Source organism: Aeromonas sp. ANP5 (assembly GCF_963870295.1).
Taxonomy (GTDB): domain Bacteria; phylum Pseudomonadota; class Gammaproteobacteria; order Enterobacterales; family Aeromonadaceae; genus Aeromonas; species Aeromonas veronii.
The window spans coordinates 1-16,818 of the sequence record NZ_CAWMRY010000039.1 but is presented as its reverse complement, the minus strand read 5'-3'; the positions used below and the strand labels follow the sequence as shown (position 1 = coordinate 16,818).

Annotated in this window: 13 protein-coding genes and 2 pseudogenes; 7 read left to right on the top strand and 8 right to left on the bottom strand. The window is 52.4% G+C overall.

Going from position 1 to position 16,818, the window contains the following annotated elements:
* Window positions 1–34: 34 nt before the first annotated feature.
* From mads2 to AACT07_RS22390, 3 genes and pseudogenes are all read right to left on the bottom strand, one after another.
* Window positions 35–2,041: a methylation-associated defense system DNA methyltransferase MAD2 gene (gene mads2 / locus AACT07_RS18505; RefSeq protein ID WP_069529395.1), complete on the bottom strand. Its 2,007-nt coding sequence runs from the start codon at window positions 2,039–2,041 to the stop codon at window positions 35–37.
* Between the two features lie 386 nt (window positions 2,042–2,427).
* A complete protein-coding gene (locus AACT07_RS18500; RefSeq protein WP_253182279.1) occupies window positions 2,428–2,826 on the bottom strand; it encodes a winged helix-turn-helix domain-containing protein in 399 nt (132 codons plus the stop codon).
* 234 nt (window positions 2,827–3,060) lie between these two features.
* Window positions 3,061–3,519 (bottom strand): annotated as a pseudogene (locus tag AACT07_RS22390) (oxamate carbamoyltransferase subunit AllH family protein); the annotation flags it as partial.
* A gap of 573 nt (window positions 3,520–4,092) precedes the next feature.
* Between AACT07_RS22390 and AACT07_RS18490 the strand changes: the two are divergent.
* The 6 genes from AACT07_RS18490 (at window position 4,093) to AACT07_RS18465 (ending at window position 10,500) form a co-directional block, all read left to right on the top strand.
* Complete coding sequence (locus AACT07_RS18490; RefSeq protein ID WP_042011368.1) at window positions 4,093–4,758, top strand: cysteine hydrolase family protein; 666 nt, start codon at window positions 4,093–4,095, stop codon at window positions 4,756–4,758.
* A 95-nt stretch (window positions 4,759–4,853) separates the two neighbouring features.
* Window positions 4,854–6,401 (top strand): acyl-CoA synthetase FdrA, encoded by a 1,548-nt coding sequence (gene fdrA, locus AACT07_RS18485; RefSeq protein WP_069529391.1) that lies wholly within the window; start codon window positions 4,854–4,856, stop codon window positions 6,399–6,401.
* Between the two features lie 8 nt (window positions 6,402–6,409).
* On the top strand, window positions 6,410–7,822 hold the full coding sequence (locus AACT07_RS18480; protein WP_069529390.1) for a YlbE family protein: 1,413 nt from the start codon (window positions 6,410–6,412) through the stop codon (window positions 7,820–7,822).
* Between the two features lie 2 nt (window positions 7,823–7,824).
* A complete protein-coding gene (locus AACT07_RS18475; RefSeq protein WP_069529388.1) occupies window positions 7,825–8,781 on the top strand; it encodes a carbamate kinase in 957 nt (318 codons plus the stop codon).
* Window positions 8,782–8,844: 63 nt separating this feature from the next.
* On the top strand, window positions 8,845–9,240 hold the full coding sequence (locus AACT07_RS18470) for an allophanate hydrolase-related protein (RefSeq protein ID WP_042011372.1): 396 nt from the start codon (window positions 8,845–8,847) through the stop codon (window positions 9,238–9,240).
* Window positions 9,241–9,255: 15 nt separating this feature from the next.
* Window positions 9,256–10,500 carry a cytosine permease gene (locus AACT07_RS18465; RefSeq protein WP_069529386.1) on the top strand — a complete coding sequence of 415 codons (1,245 nt, stop codon included), beginning with the start codon at window positions 9,256–9,258 and terminating at the stop codon, window positions 10,498–10,500.
* Between the two features lie 55 nt (window positions 10,501–10,555).
* Here AACT07_RS18465 and AACT07_RS18460 read toward each other — a convergent pair whose 3' ends face one another.
* The 3 genes from AACT07_RS18460 to AACT07_RS18450 all read right to left on the bottom strand — a co-directional run bounded on the left by AACT07_RS18460 (window position 10,556) and on the right by AACT07_RS18450 (window position 13,076).
* The gene (locus AACT07_RS18460; RefSeq protein ID WP_069529385.1) at window positions 10,556–11,467 is read right to left on the bottom strand and encodes a LysR substrate-binding domain-containing protein; all 912 of its coding nucleotides are present in this window, start codon (window positions 11,465–11,467) and stop codon (window positions 10,556–10,558) included.
* Between the two features lie 389 nt (window positions 11,468–11,856).
* Window positions 11,857–12,525: a YagK/YfjJ domain-containing protein gene (locus AACT07_RS18455; protein WP_069529383.1), complete on the bottom strand. Its 669-nt coding sequence runs from the start codon at window positions 12,523–12,525 to the stop codon at window positions 11,857–11,859.
* A 374-nt stretch (window positions 12,526–12,899) separates the two neighbouring features.
* The gene (locus AACT07_RS18450) at window positions 12,900–13,076 is read right to left on the bottom strand and encodes a helix-turn-helix transcriptional regulator (protein WP_068982116.1); all 177 of its coding nucleotides are present in this window, start codon (window positions 13,074–13,076) and stop codon (window positions 12,900–12,902) included.
* Between the two features lie 799 nt (window positions 13,077–13,875).
* Here AACT07_RS18450 and AACT07_RS18445 point away from each other — a divergent pair.
* Entirely contained in the window at window positions 13,876–14,850 is a 975-nt protein-coding gene (locus AACT07_RS18445) for a hypothetical protein (RefSeq protein WP_139123881.1), read from the top strand.
* Between the two features lie 9 nt (window positions 14,851–14,859).
* Here AACT07_RS18445 and AACT07_RS18440 read toward each other — a convergent pair whose 3' ends face one another.
* Both AACT07_RS18440 and AACT07_RS18435 read right to left on the bottom strand, forming a co-directional pair.
* Window positions 14,860–16,194: a tyrosine-type recombinase/integrase gene (locus tag AACT07_RS18440; protein ID WP_069529382.1), complete on the bottom strand. Its 1,335-nt coding sequence runs from the start codon at window positions 16,192–16,194 to the stop codon at window positions 14,860–14,862.
* Between the two features lie 371 nt (window positions 16,195–16,565).
* Window positions 16,566–16,818, bottom strand: a pseudogene (locus AACT07_RS18435) (SEL1-like repeat protein); the annotation flags it as partial.

Genomic DNA, 16,818 nt, shown 5'->3' with positions numbered 1-16,818 from the left:
TGCTCCACCCATTCACCAGATCCCAGTCGAGTGATCATTTGCAGGGCTCCGGGTGTTTGGCGCGAAATTCGGCATACGCCTTAGCGATTTCTGGAAGATCGTCGTCGAGGATGCGCTCCTTACGATGAAGCGTACGCACGTGCATGTCACCGCCGATGCGGACCTTCTCTTCGTGGCTGACATTCACCAGGATTTCCTCACCATCAGGGTGACGCTTGTAGAGTGTGTTACCACGACGGTCGAAGCCCACCTTTTCGGCGACCGCCATAAAGACGGGGTAATCCTTCTTCTGGCCCAGATCTTCTGCCTTGATCACCTCTTCAGGCTTGCGCTTCAGGAAGAGCAAGCTGGTCAAGATGTTGACGTTGGCCTCGACGATGAAGGATTCCACCGGCAGATCGACGCTGGCCAGCACCCAACAATGACGAAGAATCCAATAGCGGATGTACTCGTCACCAGGGTTACCCAAGATACCATCGGGTAAGACTATGCCCGCCCGGCCTCCCGGCTTTAGCCACTTAACGCAGCGCTCGATGAACAGCACCTCAGGTGATACAGCAGGCTTTAAGGCGTTGGTCATTACGAAACCATCGCCTTGACGTTCCCAGCGTCGAGCCAACTCGTACTGCTCCAAAATAGTCTTTTCAGTGATCGGAATATCAGAACCAAACGGTGGGTTGGTCATCAGAACATCGATTGACCCTAACGGCATGTTGACCTTAGCCGGCGCAACTCCCGGCAAGTCTCCACGCGGAAACTCTAGCGAGTTCATGTGATAGAGGTGGCCCAATGAATTACCCGCCATCATCACGTTCATCTGCGCAGCGCGAACTAGGAAGGGATCAAAATCCGCACCAAACAAGTTATTAGCTGCAAAATCGGCCAGCCGCTCTCGTATGGATACAAACTCCTCGGTGTTCTCGTCGCCAGTTTTGATGCGCTTCTCTTCGTGGAAGACTTTATTCAGGTAGTTCAGGGTTTCTACCAAGAAACCGCCCGTGCCGCAGGATGAATCCAGCACACGCTCGTGTTCCTTAGGGGCCAACATCTTGACAACTAGGCTAATAGCACCACGTGGCGTGAAATACTGGCCACGATCACCACGCAGGTTAGTACCCACGATTTCTTGGTAGGCTGCCCCCTTGGCATCCACATCGGTGCGGCCAAAGTCATAGCGAGCCAATTCAGAAACGATAAATGCGAGCGCCCTGTCAGACAGAGTGATTTCTTCATTCCCCTTAAAGAGAGCGCTGTACTCTTTCTTGACCTTTTCAAAGAGTGGCTTGATGCGTTGACGAATAGCCTTCTGGCCTACAGGTTCAAAGGGTTCGAAGGGGCCGACATAGAAGCCACGAGCTTCATTCGGCTGTTGCTCGTCATACATTTTGCAAAAAATGAGGAAGAGGAACTGCCAGAAGGCGGCGTCTTTCGGCATACCTTCATTGCCGTGTATGTAGTTGTGGCACCGCCGAAAAGCGATGCGCAACATTTCCGGGTCAGCTCGGCGCAAGCGGCCCATGGAGCGGCCTTCAACGCTGAAGGTGTCATCTCCCATGGGCCAGTCACCGATCGGATTAAGCCAAGTGTCGAATCGGGAGACCTCTTTCTGGAAGAAGAAGAATTCAAGGCCGTTGGTCCAGAGGCCATAGTGACAGCTTTCGGCTTCGGTCATTACAGCTTCTAACAGCTCAAATTCTTTACGAGCTTCCTCGGGATCACGCATTCGGTAAGCACCTTTGGTTCCTACCTTTGGCTCTTTATCAACCGTGACTGCACGGTAGAGGTTGTCAATTATGTGCGGCTGACCAGGCTTGAAGATGGCGATATCAAGCTTACGGTTTTTACCCAGCACCTTGACCTTGAAGTCAGGCTCCATGTCCTCAGCTGCGATACCATATTCATGGATGATGGCTCGTGCGACCCGCTGCCTAACCTTTTCTCTGTCAGTGTTCTTTACTTGAGCGCCGGTGATGTAATCGAAAATCTTTCCTTCTTCGAGCACATCAGCAGTGATTTTTGACTCTCGACTGAGGTCCGCCATGATAATTTTCCTACATAGAGCAAGGAGTACACAATCTGTACTCCTTGTCCTTTGGTTACCAAGATATTGAAATTGAGGATATTGTTCCACCAGCACTCTCAAACGGCAACACCTTAGGCGCGAAACCGTTCCGCTAGAGAATTCGTGGTTCAGTTGAAAGTGGGAGTGAGATGGAAAGCTATTCTGTTGTTAAGAAAGCTACCTACATATCCAGACACCATAATCCGGATCATTCTTATCCATTCTAAAGCAAAAAAATCTTCAAAAATGCGATAGCCTGCATGCATTGTACGGCAATCATGCCTGAGACAGTAGGCCCCAAGAGCCTCGGTTATACCAACCGTTTGTAAGGCAGTTCTGGGTCGGTTAGTTGCGGGGCTAGGTGGTTACACATCAGGATCCAATACCTCCCAACGTCCGCTCTTACGCGGCCCAACAAAACGTAATCGCCCGTCTTTGACCAGCATGGCAACAGCTCTCTCCACTGTACTGGTCGATTTGCCAATCCGCTCTGCAACTTGCTTGAGCGTTATGGTCGGCTCAGCAGCCAATTCCGCCAAGATGGCCTGCGGTGTTTTGATCCGTCTGTCTACCTGCGTTTCAACCTTCATTTCTACCCGCATTTTCTCCTGATGAGGTGATACTGCTGCTGGTTGAATCGCAATCGCTTGAGCCAGCGCATCGCGCTGCGCTTCCAGTAAAAAGAGGATGAACTCGGTACAATCACTGCGACTATCAGCCTGACTTAGCTGCCGATAATAGTGCTCCTTCCGTGCCTTGATCACCGTCTACCATAAGCCCCCTATCCGATGGAGGATCTGGATAGCGGGAGATAATCGAATAACGAGACCTGATTGTCCCAGTTACCAGGCTAGGAAAGCTCTATCTACGGGTACTGGCTATCCCAGCGCTTACCAAAGGCCGCTTGCTGAGTCTCACGTTCCGTCGCAGGCTGGCAAATCTGTTTCAGATCTGCCGCTACTGCTTTGTAGCCCTTCCAAGAATACAAACCTAATCCCGCATAACATGTCATGACCTGACGAGTGTCCATAATCCGCAATATTCTTAATTGCGCTGACAACATCTTGTTCTCGGGCTGTCACCAGTTGCAGTAAACGCTCGCCATAATGGCCTGCTCCCCCCATTTTAAGCATCACGGCACTGATCTCCGTTGTACGTGTTAGCAGAGGTAACAAAGCAGCAACAAACTCATCCCTACCTTGAAATGCCGTCCACTCCAAAGCAAACAGAATCCCAAGCAGAAAGTCATCACCGGAGGGCGTCAGGCCATGCCCATAACCAAGCAAAGGGGTGAGAACAGGACCCAGCTCCACCTTGGCGCCACCCAACCAATTTTGCAGGGCAGTTAATGGTGGAAGCAGATAGTCATGATCTTCCCCATGCCATTGGGACCAGAAACCACCAACAGGAGGGGCAAATGACAAGAAGTGATCCAGCGAAGGTAACAGACATGGCATGAGCCCCTGACCCGCGGTGAGGCGGGTCGACTGCCACTGACAATCGACAAGCCGGATCTTACTGTGAGGCCCCACCAGTGTATTCTCGTGCCAAAGCCAGCGACTCCCCGGTTGCATGTCATCAGGTAAAAATTCTGTCGCCAGTTCCATCCCAGCAGGGGGCAAAGCCACGCCGTTTATCACAAAAGTCAGCCATTCACCTTGGTCCGATATAAAATTGCAGCTGCGCTGAAAACGAGAGTGAACGATCAACACATCCTGCTTTGGCATCGCCAGGACACGCTCGCAACCACGAATGACCGAGAGAGAACGCTGTGACAAAAGGGGCTCCTTGAACATGGATTGGCGAGAGGGATCACAGTTCTATGATTTGCTTCACTGCCTGCTGAACCGACGGTCATGTGATACCGATATGGTGCAATCCCAGCAATAACCGGACTCTTAGCCATTGTGCCATCAGCATGAATTACCATCCCTCAAATCTTTTGTCGGTTGTGCTCAATTTCTTTCTGCGCACCCCCTCAACGCCCTCCATAGACTGGCCATGAATCATCCACCTCGTAGGAGAACACAATGAACAAGCGTATCAGTGCACAGCCCTTCGATTTCACCTTCGACCCGGCAACCACCGCCCTCATCGTGATCGACATGCAGCGTGATTTCGTCGAACCGAATGGATTTGGTCATGCCCTCGGTAACGATGTTTCCCTCGTGCGCCGGGCCATCGAACCCTGCCGCAAGGTGCTGGATGCGGCTCGAGCCAAAGGCATGTTGGTCATTCATACACGTGAAGGTCATCGTCCGGATCTGACCGACTGTCTGCCGGCCAAGCTGGTCCGCGGCGGCAAGCGTTTCATCGGGGAGCAAGGCGCCATGGGCCGGATCCTGGTGCAAGGTGAAGCGGGCCACGACATCATCCCCGAGCTCTATCCCATCGCTGGCGAACCGGTGATCGACAAGCCTGGCAAGGGGGCTTTTTACTCCACCGACCTGCACCTGATCTTGCAAGCCCGCGGCATTCGCTCCCTCATCATCTGCGGCGTTACCACCGAGGTCTGCGTGCAGACCACCGCTCGTGAAGCCAACGACCGTGGCTATGAGTTGGTGATCCCGGCAGATTGTTGCGCGTCCTACTTCCCCGAATTCCACCGGGTCACCCTCGAGATGATCCAGGCCCAGGGCGCTATTGTCGGCTGGGTTAGCGACGCCGAACAACTGGTCGCAGCCCTAAAAGACTGATTCTTGGGGCCTATCGCCCCAACCTTCAACTGACTGACAGAAGGCCCGTGATCGGGTCAGGGTCTTCTGCACCCGTTTACTACGGAAACGCTGACATGTTGCACTACAAAATCTATTCAAATCTCTACAAGGACTCTGTCTCGCTGATGCAAGTATCCTCCCGCCTGAGCGGGCTGGAGGGTGTGCGTCAAGCCTCCGTCGCCATGGCGACCGATGCCAATCTTGATCGGATGCGCGATGCGGGAATGGCGATTTCCGTGGCGGCCAAACCCAGCGATCTGCTGATCGCCTTGCTGGCCGATGAAGATGTTGGCGAAAAGGCGCTGGCACTGGCCGACGAGCTGCTGCGCCCGGCAGCGGTTGACGACACCCCTGGCGCGGTCGGCCAGCAACCTGCCACCTCTCTGGCCATGGGTAAGGAGCGTGACAACGATGCCAACCTCGCCCTCATCTCGGTACCCGGTCGTTACGCTGCCGCCGAAGCCCTCAAGGCACTACACCTTGGCATGAACGTCATGCTGTTTTCCGACAACGTACCCGAGGCCCAAGAGCTTGCCATCAAGGAGTTTGCCTCCCGGCAAGACCTGCTGGTGATGGGGCCCGATTGTGGCACCGCTATCGTCAATGGCATGCCGCTGGGGTTTGCCAATGTGGTACGCCGCGGCACCATCGGCCTGGTAGCCGCGTCCGGTACAGGCCTGCAAGAAGTGAGCTGCCGCATTCATCATCTGGGCGAAGGTGTCTCCCAGGCGCTCGGCACCGGCGGGCGCGACCTGCATGAAGAGATCGGCGGCCTGAGCATGCAACAAGCGCTCCGGATGCTGGCAGCCGATCCAGGCACCCGCCTTATCGTCCTGATCTCCAAGCCGCCCTCAGAAGCCGTGAGCCAACAGATACTGACCCTGGCCCGTGAGTGCGGCAAGCCGGTTGTGGTGCATTTCCTTGGCGCCGACTGCGCCGCTCTGGCAGCACAAGGCGTCCTCCCCGCCACCAGCCTGCAACATGCAGCAGATATGGCTGTGGCGACCCTGCGTGGTGAGGAACTGCCCCCATCGGCCTGCCTTGATGATGTGGCCCTTGAGAAAGCGCAAAGAGCCCTTGGTGCCATGGCGCAAGGTCAGCGAGATATTCGCGGCATCTTTGCCGGCGGCACCTTCTGCTACGAAGCACAGCTTGCCCTCATCGCTGCCGGTCTCGAGTGCGAATCCAACACGCCGGTTAAAGGCGCAAGCGCACTGCAAGACCCCGCCCGTGGTTATGGCCACAGCTTGGTGGACATGGGTGATGACGAATTCACTCAAGGCCGCCCTCACCCCATGATCGACCCAACCCTGCGCAACGCACGTCTGTTGCAGGAGGCCGCCGATCCCGCTACAGCCATCTTGCTCTTTGATGTGGTACTGGGCTATGGCGCGAGCCTCGATCCCACTGGCGAGCTACTCACCACGCTGGCGCATGCGCGCCACAAGGCCGGGCAGGCTGGACGCCAATTTATCGCTATCGCCCACGTCTGCGGCACTGAGCTCGATCCCCAGCCGCGCCAACCGCAGATCGATCGTCTGCGCGATGCGGGTGTGCTGATCGCCCAAAGCAACATGCAAGCCGCCCAGCTTGCCGCCCGACTGGCCCTGCAACTGAAGTGAGAACCAAGATGAGCATTCAATCCGCCAACTCCCTGTTTCAACAACCGCTCCGGGTTCTGGGTCTGGGCCTGCAGAGCTTTTCCGACAACCTGACCGACGCCGGCGGTCAAGTGTTGCATCTGGCCTGGCAACCTGTCGCCGAAGGAGATGATGCCGCCAACTGGACGCTAGCCACCCTGCTGGAAGATCCGCGCATTAAGGCTGCCAACGAGCAGGCAATACAACGCTACCTCGAAGCCCAACCCACACTGGTCGGTGTGAGCGTCGCCAGCCGCGAAATATCAGCCCTGAATGGCAAGCGCCGCATTCTGCACGCAGGCCCTCCCATCGACTGGAGCAGCATGTGCGGCCCAATGCAGGGCGCCATCGCAGGTGCCATTGTGTTCGAAGGCTGGGCCAGGGATGTCGATAGCGCCATGGACATGGCAGCTCGGGGTGATATAGCACTCGAGCCCTGCCACCACTATCAGGCAGTCGGCCCCATGTCCGGCATCATCAGTCCTTCTATGCCCCTCTGGGTGGTAGAAAATCGTGCTCACGGCAACCGTGCGTTTTGCAACTTCAACGAAGGGCTCGGCAAGGTCCTGCGTTTTGGGGCAAACAGTGATGAGGTGCTGAACCGCCTGCGTTGGATGGGAGACGTACTGGCCCCGACCCTGGCCGCTGCACTCGAGCAATGCGGCGAAATTGAACTCAAGCCTCTAATCGCCCAAGCCTTGCATATGGGGGACGAGTGCCATAACCGTAATGCGGCAGCCAGCGGCCTGCTGTTCAAGCGCCTTGCACCGCCCCTCGCCAGACTTGATCGTGGACCGGAGGTGCTGGAGTTCATCGCTGCTAACGATCACTTCTTCCTCAACCTCTCGATGGCCGCCTGCAAGGTGATGCTTGATGCGGCGCATGGCGTGCCTCACAGCACCATGGTGACCGTGATGGCCCGTAACGGCGTCAACTTCGGCATCCGCCTCTCCGGCACTGGCGATCGCTGGTTCCAGGCTCCAGCCAACCCGGTAAACGGCCTATTCTTCCCCGGCTACGGCGTCGATGACGCGGCCGCCGACCTCGGCGATTCCGCCATTACCGAAACGGCAGGGATCGGCGGGTTCGCCATGGCCGCTTCACCTGCCATCGTCAAGTTTGTCGGCGGTACCCCGGCTGATGCCATCGGTCACAGCATGGCGATGCAGCAAATCACGCTGACCCAGCATCCAGCCTTTACCCTGCCTGCACTCAACTTTGCCGGTTCAGCAACCTGTATCGATGCCCGCAAGGTCGTAGATCGCAACATCCTGCCTGTCATCAACACCGGCATCGCTCACAAGCAGGCTGGCGTTGGCCAGATTGGTGCGGGGATCACTACTGCCCCGCTCGCCTGCTTTGTCAGCGCTCTCTCGGCCATCGCCGGCAATCTGGAGGAATAAGCATGCAGAAGAAGAAACTTGCGGTCGTTGCTGTTGGCGGCAATGCCCTGATCCGAAGCAATGACGAAGTGTCACTCGACCAGCAATACGATGCGGTAGTCGAAACAGCACGCCATGTGGCGGACCTGATTGCTGCGGGCTGGCAGGTGGTGTTGACCCACGGCAATGGGCCACAGGTGGGCTTTATCCTGCGCCGAAGCGAGCTGGCCAGTGCGCAAGTGCCGACCGTGCCGCTCGAGTTCGCCGTTGGCGATACCCAGGGCGCTATTGGTTTTATGTTCCAAAACGCACTCGGTAACGAGCTGCAGCGCCGCGGACTGGCACACACCAAGGTCATAGCGCTAGTCACCCAAACCCTGATCGATCGTTGTGACCCGGCCTTTGCTCATCCCGACAAACCCATCGGGGCGCACATGAGCCAACCGATCGCCGAACAGCTAGCCGCAGAACAGGGCTGGCAGATTGCCGAAGATGCCGGGCGCGGCTGGCGACGAGTGGTCGCCTCCCCGGCACCACTTGGCATCGTCGAGACTTCCACCATACGAGCCCTACTCGAGCAAGATGCGCTTGTCATTGCCTGTGGCGGTGGCGGCATTCCTGTCGTTAGGGAAAAAGACGGTTCCCTGCAGGCTGCACAAGCGGTCATCGACAAAGACCGCGCCTCTGCCCTGCTCGCTATCGAGCTGCAAGCCGACATGCTGTTAATCCCGACCGGTGTCGAACAGGTTGCCATCCATTTCGGAACACCAGAACAACGTTGGCTCGAGACCCTGAACCTTGCAGAGGCAACTCAACTGCTGGCCGACGGCCACTTCGGTGCCGGCAGCATGGGGCCCAAGGTAGAAGCCATGTTGAGCTACCTCAAGGGATGTCCTGATGGGGTGGGTCTTATCACTAATCCGCCTTCCATGGGCAAGGCTGTGCTTGGCCAAGCCGGAACCCGTTTTCTGGGTCACTGATGACAAGCGGAGCTGGGTGCCCCGCTGCAAGAAACACATCACCACGTTATTTAAGGAGTACTCATGTCTGACAACAAGGTTCTGCTCGCAGTCAACGGCACGCTGATGCGCGGCCTTGAACTGAATCCCAACATGCTGGCCGTCGACGCCGAGTTTGTCGCCGAGTCAACCACTACCGCGGATTACCGCTGCTGGAGCATCGGCGATCGCCACCCCGGCATGATCCGCTTCCCTGGTGAAGGAGCCGAGATTGCACTGGAGCTTTGGGCCGTACCGCCCGCAGGGCTTGGCAGCATCCTGCAAAAAGAGCCAGCGGGCCTCTCGATTGGCAAAGTCACCCTCAAGGACGGTCAGGAAGTGCTGGGTGTGCTGGCTGAGCCTTGGCTAGTTGAAGGCGAACGGGAGATCACCGAAACCGGCGGCTGGCGCAATTACACAGGTCACCACCACATCAACTAAGCAAGGAAGAGCATCATGCGCAAAACCGAAACGAGCCCGGGAACGGCATCCGGCCTGCATATCACCATGATCCTGCTGGGTATCGCCATGACCCCAGTGCTACTCTCGTCATCCAGCTTGGGTAACCAGTTGCTGGAGGGGCAGCTGATCAGCGTCGTTGCATTGGGGGGAGCTATCCTGGCCATCCTCTCTGCCATCACCATCAGCGTGGGAGAAAAGGCCCGACTACCAACCTATGGCATAGTCAAATTCTCTTTTGGCAATAAGGGCGCCATTGCCATCAACATTCTGATGGCAATCAGTCTGTTTGGCTGGATCTCGGTCACAGCCAACATGTTTGGGCACACGGTACAGGATCTGTTCGCACAGCAAGGCGTATCCGTCCCGGCGCCCCTACTGGTGGCAATTGGCTGCGTGATTTTCACCATATCGACAGCTTTCGGTTTTGCCGTGCTTGGCAAGGTGGCTCAGTTGGCCGTGCCAGTGATTGGTCTGATGCTCTGTTATATCCTGAGCGTGGTACTCGATACCCAGCCCGCTCCTGTCACCGAAGCCTTGAACGGAATGGAGACTGGCGTCGCGGTGTCCAGTGTGGTCGGTACCATCATCGTCCTAGTAGCAACCTTGCCCGATTTTGGCAGCTTCGTGCATAACCGAAAGCATGCTCTTATCGCCGCAGTGCTGACTTTTATGGTTGCCTACCCTCTCCTGTTCTGGGCCGGCGCAACCCCAAGCAACATCACGGGGCAAGGCTCCCTGTTGGGGGCGATGGTACCGCTCGGTGCAGCACTACCCGCGGCCCTGTTGCTAGTCTTTGCCTGCGTCACCGGTAATGCCGGCAACATGTTTCAAGGCACGCTGGTGGTTTCGACCTTGCTCGAGCGCATACCGAAATGGCAGATCACCATCGCGCTTGGCGTGTTGGCGACCGTGGTGGGCAGCATGGACATCATGAGCTGGTTTATCCCCTTCCTGCTCTTCTTGGGTATCGCAACGCCGCCGGTGGCCGGCATCTACATCGCTGACTTCCTGCGCTATCGCAGCCAAGGGTATGACGAGCAACTACTGGCTCAGGAACCAGCAATTAAGTGGAGCACATTTGTGGTCTGGGTCCTCGGTTCACTGGTTGGCTTCTTGACCGCCAACGGCGTCATCACCCTGACCATGATCCCGTCGCTGGACTCCATTCTGGTCGCTAGCCTCGGTTATCTAGCCCTAAGCCGCCGTCCGGCTCTTATCGCCAATGAGCGGGCCAACTGATTATCCGTATAACCAAAAGGCCGCAGATGCGGCCTTTTTTACGGACAAACCGGCGCTAGCCGAGTGCCCCCAGCAACCCTTGTTGTAAGGCTGGATCACGCAGTTGCTGCAACCACCAGCTAAAACAGGGACGCGTATGCTGGCGCTGCCAGGCCAGAAACAGTGGGGTCGACTGTTTCGGCGACTCTATTGTCATCACCTGAAGACGACCGTCGTCAATCAGTGGCTGGCCAAAGTGACGCGGCACAAAACCGATACCGACCCCTTCAGCCTGAAGCGAGAGCTTGCTGTGAAAATCGGGTACTTGTAGCGCCTTCTGACCACGCAACAACCAAGCTTCCTTGGGCTTGAGCTGTACAGAGGTATCTCGAATGCAAATCGCCGGATAACGTCGCAGGGCGCGTTCAGTAAGGGGCTGGGGTAACTTGGCTACCGGATGGTTCGGGCTTACGGCAAAGACCCAGTCCACCATTCCCATCGGTTCTGCACCTATTTCACTGTTGGCAATCACCTGGTTGGGCGCACCTACAGCAATATCGGCACGTTTGCCCAACAGGGCATCCCACACCCCATCGTGAACATCAATGGCGAGCTGAATTTCAGTTTGGGGGAAAAGCCGCTCGCATTCATGTAGCAAAGGGGTGAGAGGCGCCAGCGAAAGGATGTTGTTAAAAGAGAGGCGGATCGAGGGCTCCACTCCCATGGCAATCAGGCGAGTCGAGTCCTCCAGACTGTTAAGCTCTCCCAAGATCAGCTCACCGCGCTTGATAAAGTGGTAGCCAGCCTCGGTAAGCACCAGCTGCTTTCCCTGACGCTCGAACAGACTGACACCGAGAGAGTCTTCAAGTTTGTGAAGAGTGTAACTGAGCGCACTCGGTACCTTGTGCAACTCTTGGGAGGCGGCAGCAAAACTGCCACAGCGGGCAATGACAATAACAACTTTGATAGCGTCAGCGGTGATAACCATGCAAAGCAACTCCTTTCCCTACCATCACCATAGCATCACTACTCACTGTATTAATTGACCACTATCATCAAGTGCTTCAATGCCCATCACAAAACGGTAGATCGCATTAATGTAGCCAACTGTGATGGATAGGTCAGTCCATCATATCACTACACCCAGCGCAGCATTGGAACCAGAGAGCTCTGAACGGACCGTCACTCATCGATTACCGCCACCCGGCTTTGCATAGAGTAGGTCGGGGTGAAAGGCGGAAATGGGCGACCATGGGTTACTCCAATTGACGCGGCAACAAATGAGGGTTGGCTTAACAGATCCAGGAGCGGAAACTCCTGGATCAGATGCCGCCTATACAGTCGCAGTAAAAGTAATTTATCAACTCCAATAAACCTTCAACGGTTACTCCCCCCGAAACACTGATACCCCTCTCCACGGCGCTTCGATTCCCTTTTGGCAAGATAGGCTGCATGGAGCAGCACTTTTTTTATAGCCACAGGATCGTCTGAGAAAACTTCGTGCTGTCCCTCCTCTGAAAGTTGAACCAACCCTCGCCTCCTACAAAAATCAATTGATACATCCGCTTCAAAGACGGCTCGATGCCAAGCTACTCTAAGCTTGTTTGCCAGATTCATATTCTCAGACTTAAAGTTCCCCAGAGAGTAATAGGCATCCCCATTTAAGAAAAACATCAAGTGATAGTGAGGAACGACAGCCTCTGCTGTTTGCTCCCTAGCCCAAACATATCTGATTGCTGTTTTGCGAACTCTTTTCCCATTTGTAGCTTGGCGTATCTGATCCATAACAAATAGTTTTTCAATCTCCGTAAAGAATGCTTTCAGCACAGCGCCATGATAACGTGAACTATCTTCTGATAGCATCCTAGTAAACAAATTATCAGGAAAGCGAAGGTCAACTCTAAAAGCAAATACCCTAGAGTATTGAGCAAAAGCATGATTCATCACAGCAACAATTTTACTGAGGTTATCCTTATCGAAAGTATATCCATTTTTCTGATAGTGGCGTTCAGCCGCCACTCGATATTCATTAAGAGTGTCGAACATATTAAACTCCATAAATAAAAGCATGGCCACATGCAGCGAATGTATGCCTGCATTAAAATTAAGGTAGCAGTTTGCAAGTGTGCACTAGCACACTTTCATTGAAGGTTTGAAACGGTGCTATCAACTTAGCGATATAATGGGTTATGGATTTCGGTATGTTGATGGTTACGACATCCACATGTTTGTACTGTCGATCTGCATACTGTGTATGCAGTTTTATTCGGTATTTATTTTTACTCCTTATTTATATATTACTATTGCCGACACCAAAGCATTGAATATCAAACCAACCAAATAACTCTGGTCCCTGATAGGACAAGACTTCTAGCCTGAGCAACGAGCTAATTTATTTAAATTACTCGCCAGAAATTACCCTAACGAAGATTTCTTTTCTCTTCAATCCATGACTCTATTTCAGAGCTAACCCAAGCAACAGATCTTGGACCGATCTTCACTGATGCTGGAAATTTCCCGTCATTCATCTGACGGTAAACTGATGCCTTAGAGAGTGATGTCATTGCGATGACATCTTTCAACTTAAGTAGTTTCATGATGAGCTCCTTTGTCGTCCATAGGACGTGGTGCTCGTGTAAAAATATAGCGGAACAGAAAACGTAAACCCCATATCTCTTGATCAAATTCCGTTACCAAAGAGAGAATTTAAAAAGCACAGGTCTACGTCTCATTAGCAAATCTGAGGCACCAACTTGAGGAGCTAAGCTAAATAACTGCTCCTAATAGTGCTACACCTCACTGTTTCATAGCTATACCCAAGGAAAGGATACATGGTATCCATGAAGTGTTTCACTCTAGCCAACAGGTTGCCATTGCTCTGCATTGGTGATTGCGTGTGATGGCTTCATGTAACTTATGCCATGTATTCAACGTTAGCGATCCAGATATCATTACCCAACATTCACCAGCTGAAGGCATCTCTTTGTGATCTTCCCACAGAGGATCAAGTGACCCAATTATTGGCATAGACATTCGAGTGCCTATCGGTTGTATTTTGGCAAGCCCAGTGCGCCTATCATTCATTAGCATCCGATTCAAATCATGCCGCCCCCTCTACCAAGCCACAGTGATGACCAAAGAGCGCCTCTCAACTTATCCGTTGAGAGAGATTACATGCAACTCCCACACACAGTGGGCCTTCACGACCTTCAACGAAACCCAAAGAAGTAGGCTGGTGATGTGCAAAAACACGGCAATTGATCACTAAACCATGAAACAAAAAGATTCATAAAAACATTGCAAATCACTATAAAACAGGTTAGAAATCAACCACAAAAAAGCATAAATACATAATTAAATTACTTAGTAATCATCATTTTCGGAGCTGGTAGTATTATGAAAAGAGCCTATGATGAGAATGGCCAGGAAATACCGCCCCCTATGTCTTTATCTAAAAGAGAAAGGGAGCTGGCCCTTAGATTATTAAAAGCTGACATATCTTTATCTGTAAGTGATGAGGATATAGTTAGTCACTTATCGAATAACAGCAGCGTCCTTATAAAAAGAGCTAACTGTGGACTAGACTCCCCCCTTAACAGTTTGATGGGTCAACCAGCCTCTCATGAACTAGTAATAAAAAGCATTAAATCTGAGTGTATAAACGAAACAAATTTCAGTTGGATAGATACAAAAAACGATCGTTTGTGTAGTTACGTATGGGCATACATACGCTCTTTAACTAAATATCCTGATGCGTCACCTTTAACTATGGACGTTGGGATCCGAATAGACGGCGCATTTGAAGCATCCCAGACATTTCATGTATATAACAACTGGAGTCTAGACCTTTCACCAACTAACAATATCAGCAAAAAAAACTGCATCATTTCTTTTTTTGATATAATCAACGTGACAAATGAACAAAAAATAAAGGATGTAGAGTTTTTAAAATTGAGATGGCAAAGTGCTGGCCAAAAAATGGATGTGAAGACATGGATAGAAAATTGTGATAGCAAATGGGCATGGAGTTATTTATTTGAAAATCCAAAAACAGGAAATAATAATCCTCCAATATGGTTTATCAACAGAGATAATTCTTCGGCAACCAAAGACTGCATTGTTACACTCTTTGACCTGCTAAATGAAGTTCCACCTGCCAGAGAACTGATGCTTAGAAAAATGAAGTCAGCCTGGTCACAAAAATCATTTCGTGACAAGAACAATGGGAAAAAATCAGTTAGTGTTGTCTTGCCAGAAAAAATAATTAGCATGCTAGATGAAATTTGCATTAAAACTGACAGAAGAAAGAATGAAGTAATAACTAGATTAATACAAGCAGAATATGAAAAAATAAAAAAAGGCGGACACTAGTCCGCCTTTTTATTTTGATTTTCTTACAAACTCGACAACATTTCCATGAAGATTAGTTTTTTGCGGCTCATTTGCCACCTCAAGTTCAATCAATTCTCCCCAGCGTTGCCATAGCATTTTTTTCTTATCATCATGTCGTGAACGATGATAGGTTCTAACCAACTTATTGAGTGGGAGATGATTCAAACACACTTCGATCACTCTCTCTTCTGCATCTAATCTCTCAGCCCAATTGGTTGCAGCACTACGTCGTAAGTCATGTACAGTAAATGGCTCCATATCAGATAGTGAACGAGAAATGAAACGCCTTAAAGCTCTAGTTATCGAGTCAACTAAAATTGGCTCAATAACATCACTTTTAGGTCTGTCTGATTCAAAAACAAAGTCACCGTTTACATATAGTGCCTGTTCATCAATCAACGCTTTCGCCTGTCGAGATAAGAATACCGAATGTGGCCTCCCATTCTTGGTATCAGGGATCGTCCACATATCGTCTCTAATATGTGAAAAACGCATATTGGCGACTTCACCTCTACGACATCCGGTCAGTATTAATAGCTTGATCGCATTCGCTGCTGGTAGAGAAATAGTGGCATGGCGAGAAACGCCACGCCCTCCAGCCGCCAAGCTACCACCACTTCCCAGATCCTCATCAATCGCCTTCCATAGCCTGCGCAATTCGGGGACTGTCAGCCATCTCTCTCTTGGCGAACCAGCACTGGCACCAAAATCCTTGGGTCGCAACAGTCTCGCAGGGTTGGCCTCGATCAGGCAGTGAACCACCGCATAATCCAGCATCTGGTTCAGCGTTCCCAGCCCCTTACGGGTTTCGTCTTTTGTTGCACGCCGGGTTATCTCTAACGCTTGCGCCAGGTGTGCACGAGTCAGATCGATTAAACGAATATTGCCGAGGGTCTTCTTGAGATGACGATTCCAACGATCCTGATGACATTGGAGGGTCTTGGGTTTGACGACCTGAGCAATACGTTGTGCATCGAGCCATCGCCCAAGTAACTCATCCATCGTCAGGGCGGTTTCATTTTTAGCCTTTTCACTAGCTACATGCTTGCGTGGATCTATCCCTTTCTTTACCAAGGCAGCCAGCTCTGCATGCTCAAGCCTGGCTCGCGCCAACGACAACGCCGGGTAATTACCCAGAACAACTGTCGCCTGAGTACCAGCAATCCGATAACGATAGACAAACCGCTTGCTCTTCCCAGCCCTAACTTCAATGGCTAATCCACCGCCATGAGGAGATTTCACCGCATAGCGGGTAATCGAAGCCTCACCTTGCAAAATCAATGAGGGGATCTCTCGATCCTGAGTTACCGGTTTTCTTGCCATTGCATTCTCCCCCCTGTTTGGGGTACCACTTGGGGTACCACAGCAAACATGATATAGGGTGAGACTTCATGAAACTAGCTGAAACCCACAACAAGAAAAATAAACATTAAAAACAATATCTTACCATAAGCAATTCAACTTTATAAAACCTTCTGAAACACTACCGACCTTGGCTCCTAAGGGACAGGCCACTGGTTCGACTCCAGTCGGGAGCGCCATATAAAACAAGGGGTTAGCATCACCATGATGCTAACCCCTTGGTCGTTTTTGGCCCTGGCGTGCTTGTAAGCGTATTACCCCATCATGCGCTCAAAACCCAGGGGCTATAGGATAACACAGTGGCCCTGAAGGGCCACTTGCCTGTCAAGCTATCAGCCTTTTTGCCAGATAGTGGCGATCTTGCCAAACCAGTGCTCAGAGAGTTTCTGCGCCTGTTTGACTTCCGGCTTGGTCATCGCTGCTTCCAGCTCATCACGAGCCTGCACGGCTTCTGGCATCCCTTCTGTTGCCGCCATAGATAACCAGGCATAGGCATGTACCCGGTTGCGCGGAGCCCCCAATCCCTCTTCACGCATGGTCCCCATACGGTATTGAGCCATCCGGTCACCCTGCTGGGCAGCCAGA

Coding starts and splice junctions, on each gene's coding strand:
- AACT07_RS18455 (WP_069529383.1), bottom strand. CDS start 12,525: ATGTTCGACACTCTTAATGAATATCGAGTGGCGGCTGAACGCCACTAT.
- AACT07_RS18440 (WP_069529382.1), bottom strand. CDS start 16,194: ATGGCAAGAAAACCGGTAACTCAGGATCGAGAGATCCCCTCATTGATT.
- AACT07_RS18490 (WP_042011368.1), top strand. CDS start 4,093: ATGAACAAGCGTATCAGTGCACAGCCCTTCGATTTCACCTTCGACCCG.
- AACT07_RS18470 (WP_042011372.1), top strand. CDS start 8,845: ATGTCTGACAACAAGGTTCTGCTCGCAGTCAACGGCACGCTGATGCGC.
- fdrA (WP_069529391.1), top strand. CDS start 4,854: ATGTTGCACTACAAAATCTATTCAAATCTCTACAAGGACTCTGTCTCG.
- AACT07_RS18450 (WP_068982116.1), bottom strand. CDS start 13,076: ATGAAACTACTTAAGTTGAAAGATGTCATCGCAATGACATCACTCTCT.
- AACT07_RS18460 (WP_069529385.1), bottom strand. CDS start 11,467: ATGGTTATCACCGCTGACGCTATCAAAGTTGTTATTGTCATTGCCCGC.
- mads2 (WP_069529395.1), bottom strand. CDS start 2,041: ATGGCGGACCTCAGTCGAGAGTCAAAAATCACTGCTGATGTGCTCGAA.
- AACT07_RS18475 (WP_069529388.1), top strand. CDS start 7,825: ATGCAGAAGAAGAAACTTGCGGTCGTTGCTGTTGGCGGCAATGCCCTG.
- AACT07_RS18465 (WP_069529386.1), top strand. CDS start 9,256: ATGCGCAAAACCGAAACGAGCCCGGGAACGGCATCCGGCCTGCATATC.
- AACT07_RS18445 (WP_139123881.1), top strand. CDS start 13,876: ATGAAAAGAGCCTATGATGAGAATGGCCAGGAAATACCGCCCCCTATG.
- AACT07_RS18480 (WP_069529390.1), top strand. CDS start 6,410: ATGAGCATTCAATCCGCCAACTCCCTGTTTCAACAACCGCTCCGGGTT.